The 8022-nt window shown below is 39.0% G+C and carries 11 protein-coding genes; 6 read left to right on the top strand and 5 right to left on the bottom strand.

Annotated features, from left to right (window positions below; all coding sequences use genetic code 11):
- On the top strand, nucleotides 1-181 hold a 181-nt coding region (locus FFM62_RS09755; RefSeq protein WP_170178058.1), incomplete at its 5' end, for an IS3 family transposase.
- Between the two features lie 201 nt (nucleotides 182-382).
- Nucleotides 383-1951 carry a ClC family H(+)/Cl(-) exchange transporter gene (locus FFM62_RS09750; RefSeq protein ID WP_115471598.1) on the top strand — a complete coding sequence of 523 codons (1569 nt, stop codon included), beginning with the start codon at nucleotides 383-385 and terminating at the stop codon, nucleotides 1949-1951.
- A gap of 334 nt (nucleotides 1952-2285) precedes the next feature.
- On the opposite strand, the gene FFM62_RS09745 is transcribed toward FFM62_RS09750, so the two are convergent.
- Nucleotides 2286-2348 (bottom strand): putative holin-like toxin, encoded by a 63-nt coding sequence (locus FFM62_RS09745; protein ID WP_237342659.1) that lies wholly within the window; start codon nucleotides 2346-2348, stop codon nucleotides 2286-2288.
- 489 nt (nucleotides 2349-2837) lie between these two features.
- Here FFM62_RS09745 and FFM62_RS09735 point away from each other — a divergent pair, with 489 nt between their 5' ends.
- From FFM62_RS09735 to FFM62_RS09725, 4 genes are all read left to right on the top strand, one after another.
- On the top strand, nucleotides 2838-3428 hold the full coding sequence (locus tag FFM62_RS09735) for a recombinase family protein (RefSeq protein WP_075269757.1): 591 nt from the start codon (nucleotides 2838-2840) through the stop codon (nucleotides 3426-3428).
- Between the two features lie 689 nt (nucleotides 3429-4117).
- A complete protein-coding gene (locus FFM62_RS10525) occupies nucleotides 4118-4408 on the top strand; it encodes a lanthionine synthetase LanC family protein (RefSeq protein ID WP_115471600.1) in 291 nt (96 codons plus the stop codon).
- A gap of 5 nt (nucleotides 4409-4413) precedes the next feature.
- A complete protein-coding gene (locus tag FFM62_RS10195; RefSeq protein ID WP_156834993.1) occupies nucleotides 4414-4572 on the top strand; it encodes a hypothetical protein in 159 nt (52 codons plus the stop codon).
- Between the two features lie 18 nt (nucleotides 4573-4590).
- Complete coding sequence (locus tag FFM62_RS09725) at nucleotides 4591-4905, top strand: hypothetical protein (protein WP_075269754.1); 315 nt, start codon at nucleotides 4591-4593, stop codon at nucleotides 4903-4905.
- A gap of 203 nt (nucleotides 4906-5108) precedes the next feature.
- Here the strand turns inward: FFM62_RS09725 and FFM62_RS09720 are convergent, their stop codons facing one another.
- The 4 genes from FFM62_RS09720 to FFM62_RS09705 all read right to left on the bottom strand — a co-directional run bounded on the left by FFM62_RS09720 (nucleotide 5109) and on the right by FFM62_RS09705 (nucleotide 7684).
- Nucleotides 5109-5879: an IS3 family transposase gene (locus tag FFM62_RS09720; protein ID WP_261789499.1), complete on the bottom strand. Its 771-nt coding sequence runs from the start codon at nucleotides 5877-5879 to the stop codon at nucleotides 5109-5111.
- 17 nt (nucleotides 5880-5896) lie between these two features.
- Complete coding sequence (locus tag FFM62_RS09715; RefSeq protein WP_075269752.1) at nucleotides 5897-6148, bottom strand: transposase; 252 nt, start codon at nucleotides 6146-6148, stop codon at nucleotides 5897-5899.
- Nucleotides 6149-6177: 29 nt separating this feature from the next.
- Complete coding sequence (locus FFM62_RS09710) at nucleotides 6178-6510, bottom strand: hypothetical protein (protein ID WP_115471602.1); 333 nt, start codon at nucleotides 6508-6510, stop codon at nucleotides 6178-6180.
- Between the two features lie 115 nt (nucleotides 6511-6625).
- Nucleotides 6626-7684 carry a baeRF6 domain-containing protein gene (locus tag FFM62_RS09705; protein ID WP_075269750.1) on the bottom strand — a complete coding sequence of 353 codons (1059 nt, stop codon included), beginning with the start codon at nucleotides 7682-7684 and terminating at the stop codon, nucleotides 6626-6628.
- Between the last annotated feature and the right edge of the window lie 338 nt (nucleotides 7685-8022).

Below are 8022 nucleotides of genomic sequence, written 5' to 3'. Positions count from 1 at the left end.
TAGCCACTCATACTCAAAACAAGGTTATCCTTATGATAATGGGCCAATTGAAGCTTTTCACTCATTGTTGAAGAGAGAGTTTGCCTTTCAAACAACTTTCTCCAATTTTGAGGACTTGGTAATCCGAACCTCAAATTACATCAGTTGGTTTAATTCCGACAGAATTAGAACGAGTGTTTAGAAAAAGATGTGCCATTTATTGACATAGGAGCAATCCACCATTACTACTCAAACATGCGGCTCGTCATGTAAACTACTAAAACATCTTAGCGGTATGACACCCCTTCTCTGTGAAAAATAACTACTAGATTTCATCGAGATATTGCCTAGTTTAATTAAGCACTAAATTATATAATATTGGTTATAAAGGAGGATTAGTTATTTGATACAGCTTGTAAAAGAAAAATTTGACGTTACTCGTTTGAGATTTGTTTTATTCGGCCTGCTTGTGGGTTTAATGAGTGGCACCGTTGTTAGCTTATTTCGTTATTGTATTGAGATAGGGCTGCACTATAGTCGATTGGTATATAGGTACTTACGAATCGCGCCGTTTGTTTGGTGGGAATGGGCATTGTTGATTGGCATCAACCTTGGTTTAGCATTAATTGTGGCTCGACTTCTCAAGAGAGAACCTTATATCTCTGGTTCCGGAATTCCGCAAGTTGAAGGTCAATTGGCTGGCGAATTGGAAATGCACTGGTGGTCAATTCTTTGGCGAAAATTTATCGGTGGTATTCTGGCATTGGGACCTGGATTATTTCTCGGACGAGAAGGACCGTCGATTCAATTAGGTGCGTCAGTTGGTCAAGGTTTCGCTGCTGGGTTTAAGTTATCAGGAACTGATCGCCGACTGCTAATTGCATCAGGCGCCGCTGCTGGATTAGCAGCGGCGTTTAATGCTCCCATTGCTGGAACTCTATTTGTCTTAGAAGAGATTTACCATAATTTTTCACCGCTGGTTTGGTTAACAGCATTAGCCGGAGCAATTGGTTCAACTTTTATCTCACTGAATGTTTTCGGACTTGTTCCCGTGTTACATTTAAATTATTCACGTAGTTTACCAGTATCAAATTATTGGCACTTAATTTTACTCGGCATTGTTTTGGGATTGTTTGGTTACTTATATCAACGGGTCTTGTTAGTTATGCCTCGGTGGTATCATCAACTGACACATTTGCCACGCCCAATACAAGGTATCGTACCATTTCTGCTGGTAATCTTAGTTGGTTACTTTTCGCCAAATTTACTCGGTGGTGGTAATGGATTAATTGTTGGATTTGGCCAGTATGTTCCACCTTTGTTTGTACTAATTGCAATTTTTATTATACGATTCGTCTTTTCAATGATTTCATATGGTTCCGGATTACCTGGCGGTATTTTTTTGCCGATTCTTTCTTTAGGTGCTGTGATTGGTGCGGTTTATGGCGTCTTAATGAATCAATTAGGATTATTATCGCATGTCTATATCATGAACCTAATCATTTTTTCCATGGCCGGTTACTTTGCTGGAATTGGAAAAGCTCCCTTCACAGCTATCTTGCTGGTAACAGAAATGGTTGGCAATTTAACACATTTAATGCCATTAGCGGTCATATCGTTAACTGCTTACCTTGTTGTTGATTTATTAGGCGGTGCACCAATCTATGAAGCATTGCTTAAGCAGATGACAATTCCTAAAACTGTTCAGCAACTTCATCGACCTGATCATTTGGAAATACCAGTTTTCTTTGGCAGTCCCTTAAACGGCAAAATGGTCCGAGACATGCCATGGCCTAAAGAAGCACTGCTCATTGGAATCCGGCGTGGTGAACAAGAAGTGATTCCACATGGTGACACCTTGATTCATGAAGGTGATACGTTAGTACTGTTAACTGATACAACCCAACGAACCCGAGTTAAACAACGGATTGATGCATTATTAGCAACTTTAGAAAAAAAACACCGAGACTAAGTTAATAGGCAAATTGGTCTATCATAATAATAAATATTAGATTAAGTGGGGCCGTTGCCAGACATAAACATATTGGGAAACTATATACAAATACGGCGAAGTACGAAAAACGCTGAAAAAGAATTAGTTGAACCTATTTTTGAAAAATACAAAGATAAATAATAAGCTGCAAATGCCTTGCTACCCAATTTTTCATAGTCATGCTATAATAAAAAAGAAAAAGGAAGTCCCACGTGAACAGGACTTCCCGTGTAGAGCCGTTAAAGACGGTGGCAGATATTAAAACAACACTAGTTCGCCCCATAACCGGTCAAAGTTATGTGGGGCGGCTTTTTCATTTGTGGTGCTTGTCGATATAGCGGAGTAGCGCGATTAAAAACGTGCCAAACAGCAACATCAACGAGAGTGTCTGAAAGACGCTCATTGACTGTGAAGCCTTCCTGAAGATTATTCCATGTTCCCATGAACCTCACCTCGCAAGGGAAAAGACAAACATTGCCATTAAAGCTTCTTGCTTAATCTATTATACAGGGAAATGGGGATAGAATAATGTCTATGCATAATCAGCTTTCTTTAATCTTCGAGCCATAAATAGCCAAGCTATTAACGAAGACAACAGGACTATAAATACCGTGATGTAACTCGTGTTTCCGTGATAAGTTAAAGATTCAATCCAAAAAAAATTAAGACAACTAGGATATTCACGAGAAACCTTGTTTTCAGATGAAAAAACATTTGATGGTAAATACAGGGAAACGATAAATTCAATTAATAATTCGTACTAAGCTTAAAGGCCACTAGGGTATACCCTAATGGCCTTTTTTATTTCTGTGATATACTAGGAATTACAAATGTTCATTAGAACTGTCCAAAAGGAGAGCTAAAAGTGGCTAAAATCGGTTATGCGCGCGTGAGTTCCAAGGAGCAACATTTAGATCGACAGTTAGCGGCTTTAAAAGACGTCGATAAATTATTTACGGATAAATTAAGTGGAGCCAACACCAAACGGCCGGAGCTTCAGAATATGTTGGCCTATATTCGGGAAGGTGATGTGGTCTTGGTCACTGAATTAGATCGCTTAGGTAGAAATAATCAGGACTTAACTAAGATTATGAACACCATTCAAAATAAGGGGGCCACCCTAGATGTGTTAAATTTGCCGTCCATGACGGGGATTGCTGACCCCAATTTACATCAACTCATGACCAACCTCATTATTGAACTGTATAAGTACCAGGCTGAAAGTGAACGTAAGCGAATTATTGAGCGTCAGCAACAAGGGATTTCCCTGGCCAAACAGCAAGGTAAATATCATGGTCGCAAGCCTCAATACGTTGAAGATGATCCTCATTTGCAACATGCATTTAATCTTTATCAAACCGGTATGAGTGACATTGATGTGGCCAGAAATACGGGCATTAAACGAACTACCTTTATTCGATATCGCAAAAAATACGGGATCAAACGAAAAAGCTAATAAAGGTAGATGTTACAAATATAGTCCCTGCTTATTTTTCCCACTACTATCAACACGCCCACCTAAGATCCCAACTAATCTATCATGAAATAAAAATCAGGTAAATCAAATTGTTAATTGATACTAATATTATCGCTAAGCTAATTGATGATAAAGATAAGGTGAGTGCTTATCGAATTGAGAACGCCGCAGAATCTATGGATTGAAAGATGCCATGACAAACTATTGTGGAGTTAAGAAAAGGTAAGCGACAGTTAGAGAATATGACAGTTAGATAAGCCCAAACATTGATGATGGTGGCTGATAAAGAAAGAAAAAGTTTGTAGAAGGGCGATATAATACAAAATGATTGAGCTTAAAAGACGCTTTTTTAGAGTTTACTATAATTGGCATGTTTATTGCTTAACCCATATAGGAGCGGCAATGACAGGCAAGTTTTGGATTAAAGCTGCCATTGCTGAATTTTTGGTTTGGATTGGCTATCTAATATATGTCGGGCACTATTTGTTCAACTCGTCTCCCGCACTGCCTTATGGCCCTGTATGGCTACACTTTATATTGTTTCCACTAGTACTTGCGGGTTGGGACTTAACTTGTGAGAAAATTGATGGTTCGTTCTTAAAACCGGGGTACTCTCTAATTAATGGCTGCTTTTATTTTCGGAAGATCTTTAAGCTAGGCATTATCTTATATTTTGCAACGTATATGGAAATCCTAGAATTGCTCGTGCAGTTTTTGAAGGTGCCAAACTTCAAAATAATCAGCTGCTAATGGAAACGGCTGTGAATTATTTTTTAAGTTTAAAATCGTTAGATTTTGATGACCTTCAACTAAAATCACCCACAATTTGTCACGGAATCTCCGGACTTCTCTTAATTTTAAATGCAATGGAGCGAGATACCGGATTAAGAGAGATCGGATTAATTAAACAAAGAATTTTGGCGAGGTTACTATCTGTAGCTGATTTTGAAAAAAACTAGTATTTATGGAATACGATATGGTTTTCCGAGGAAAGAGATATGATACACCTGGTTATTTTAACGATATTGGTTTGTTAAACGGTTCAGGTGGGATTGTTTTGACTTTAATGTCATTACAGAGTAAGCAGCGCCTTGATTGGGAACGGATCCTATTAGTCAGCTAAAATCAAGGAGGGTTGAGGATGCAAGCAAAACAAGAAAAGTACATGATTTTTCAAAATATTAACTGGTATTTGAAAAAAACATCCAAGAAATTTCCAAAATTAAAATACGGATTATTGGTTCAGGGAATCACTAGTCTTAGTATCTTGGTGGCAACAAGCGGTGTCCCTACATTAATAATTTGGGGTTTGCAAAGAAGCTTTAATTTTTCAAGACTTTCTGTCATGATTCTATCTGTCTGTATCGGATTGGGTTGCCTGCTTTGGGGGCAGTCTGTGTATAAAACGTGGTTGCAATGGGAAAATGCAAATTTTTGGATTGAAGTCAATATTTGAGACAGGTTTTAAGAGACATTCAGAACCGCGTTTAACTTCCACAGCTCAAATAAATCATTAATCGTGATTAATAACTTATTTGAACCATGGAAAGCATTAAATCAGGCGGCCATTTGGCTCGTAAGCGTTGCGATTTCAACTTGTAAGGGGGTCTGGTAGCCCAGTGAACTATGAATTCTCTTCCTATTGTAGAAAGCATGCACCTATTCAAAAGGGACGGCAGCGGCAGTTTCATAATTCTCAAAGACCGGCACTGGATAAACATATTCCTTTTTGAGGGAAGCATGAAAAGATTCCATTGGTGCATTATCGTATGGACACCCCTTACGGCTGTAAGAGTGGCGGATATGTAGTTCTGTTAACCGTTGGTTGTAATCATCGCTGGTGTACTGTGATCCTAAGTCTGTGTGGATAATCAGGTCCCCAGTAATGGTTCGATTTTTAACCGCGCTTTCCAGGGTCTTTAAGACTAAATCAGTATCCATCTTTTTTGAGAATGAATAGCCGATAATTCGTCTTGAGTGCAGATCCATGATGGTTGATAAGTAACACCAGCCATTACGCTTCGTTTGAATATAGGTCATATCAGCGGTCCATTTTTGATTTAAACCAGTGGTCGAGAAATCCTGCTTAAGCAAGTTAAGACGCTGTTCAACCTTGGTTTTGGAAGCCGCTTTCCATTTATTGACGGTAACGGAGTGGATATCCAGTTCCTTCATGAGCCGGGAAATCCGTCTTGGGCTGCACCGACGCTGCAGTGGTTGAAGTTCCAGATTCAATTCATGGTGGATCTTCATAACGCCGTATCGCTGCTTGAATTCCGCAAAGATCCGCAGAATCCGTTGTTTCAAGTCCGCATCTTCGGCCCGGCGTTTTGAAGGCTTTGGGGATCGATAACGATAATACTGAGCTCTGGAAACACCGAGGATTCGGCACATCTTAGTTACCTGGTGGTGATGGCTTTCTTGGTGAATGTAATCAAAAATATTGGTTACTTCTGCGCAAGGAAGCCCAGGGCTTTTTTTAGAATTTCGTTCTCCTCAGACAGGGAAGCCAGCCGCTTTTCCATCGCTTTAATTTCGTCTGGCGATTTACCGGATTGAGTTTTGTCTTGGCCCTGGATCCACTTATGAACGGTTGAAAAGCCAATACCATATTCTCTGGCCAGTTGGTCGGCTGATTCGACTTGTTTATATAGGTTGATGATGTTTTGTTTGAATTCTTTGTCGTAACGAGTTGGCATGTAAAAATTCCTTCCTTTTGAGAGACGATTTATTCATTATACGCTCTCTTAAAAGTTGTCTCAGGAATCAGCTTACATCCAGGTTTTGTTGAGACACGTTTACCAGTCTGGCGTTTGATCCCAGCAAGTAAATAGAACTTCTGGTGATGTCTGACTACTTCGCCAACATAGACGATTCGAGTTTGCTTTGCCTCGCGTTTTGTTAATGCTTTATCTGCGATATTGATTAGCTTGGTTTGAGTTTGGGGTGCTAATTGTTGGTTAGACTGAGTGTCGGAATTTGTTTTACTTGCGAGTACAGTTAGGGTAACTGCGATGATTAACAGGGCAATTGCCCAGATTGAAAATATCAGCTTTTTCATTATCGACTCTCCAAAAAATAATAGACCCTTAGTTTATTATTTTTTGGTGGTTTTCGCAAATCATCAAAAAGCTCGCAGAACAGCCCCGTTTAGGCGTGCTCTGTGAGCTTTTCGATTAATAAGTTGTTGCTTCCAATAAGGCTGGTGATTGTGGTTCTTCTTGTTTAAGAACAACCACCTGACTGTTAATCTTTAAGGCACGAGAGATAATTCGGTTGATGTCATTGTATAGGTGGTCATCGACGCTATTGGATAGGTTACCAACGTTAACAATCAGCTTGTTTAGTTGGTTTGTATCAATTGCTTGGTCAATTTCAGCTGTGTCAGTTAATACCCTCTTGTTATTAATGGCAGCAACATCGTCAGTGATTGTTTCAACCTCTTGTTCACTGATTTCGTTGCTAGTGGTCTTTTCAATTCGGGCATTTGTTAAGTCCGTTGGGGATTTGCTAATTTGAATTTCAGATAGAGACAGCTTTTCTGAAATTCGTTTGAATAATGCCAGATTTTTAGGTAATCCCATTAAGACGATTGGAACAGTTAAGTCAATAGTTTCAACCAGATACTTATTGATTTCGCGGTAGTAACGCTCTAAATCAATCTGTTTTTCCTTGCTTGTTTCATTGTGGCCATGGAAAGTTGTTGAACCACCTTGACCAATAAAGTTAAGTTCACCACCACGTCTTTCTGATCCTAATGTTTCCACTAGGTCGGTTGGGGCGTCTGCATCTAATTTCACGGGTGCAACTGTTTTATCAACAATTTTGAATAGTCTGAATGATGTTCCCTCTAACGCTAACAAGTAATACATCTTGTTTGGTTGCTCACGTAAAATAGATAGTAAGTCGGGAGATTTGCTAATTGTTAACTTTACTTCGTCAACAGTTGTCCGTGGTAAAACGAACAACTCTAAAGTATTACCTTGAATGAATAACGTTATCCCTTGGTATGGTAGGTTCTGATCAATCAAGTTGTCTACCTGACGTTCAAGCTCTTTATAGTTTAATTCAGGGTGTTCCATAGAATATTTTTTAATTTCTGTAAGCGCACTCTTTAAGTGCAGACGCTCATCTTGTTGGTATTTTAATTTATTTAAATTAATACTCAAGGTGAGTACATCTTCATTCGGAGTCAGTGCCTTCGGCAAGTTTTTCAGTGTAATTAGTTTTGTCATTTATGTCACGCTCCCTTCGTTTGTATAACTTTATTATAACAAAAAAGTGAGTAGGGAGGGTCAAATGAGTCTGATGCCTACCGTAGCAACTTTCCATTAAGCACCTTGATTTAATTCGAAACGTTTATTTAGCTTCCGCTCGCTAGGATGTGGGGTCAATGTCGTATTGACTACAAATTATCAGTACTTGGTCAATGACGTCTGTAAGTTCTTCGTTTAAGTTATCAAACTTTTCATAGTGCTCCTATCCTAGTATTTGGTACATAAATTTCTGAACAGTTGTGCCATAATTAATAAAACAAGATAGGAGCATTCCAATGAAACGATATCAAGATGAT

This window comes from Weissella thailandensis, from assembly GCF_005405465.1.
GTDB classification, from domain to species: Bacteria; Bacillota; Bacilli; order Lactobacillales; family Lactobacillaceae; genus Weissella; species Weissella thailandensis.
The sequence above is the reverse complement of the archived record's forward strand: the minus strand, read 5'-3'. Positions and strand labels throughout refer to the sequence as shown.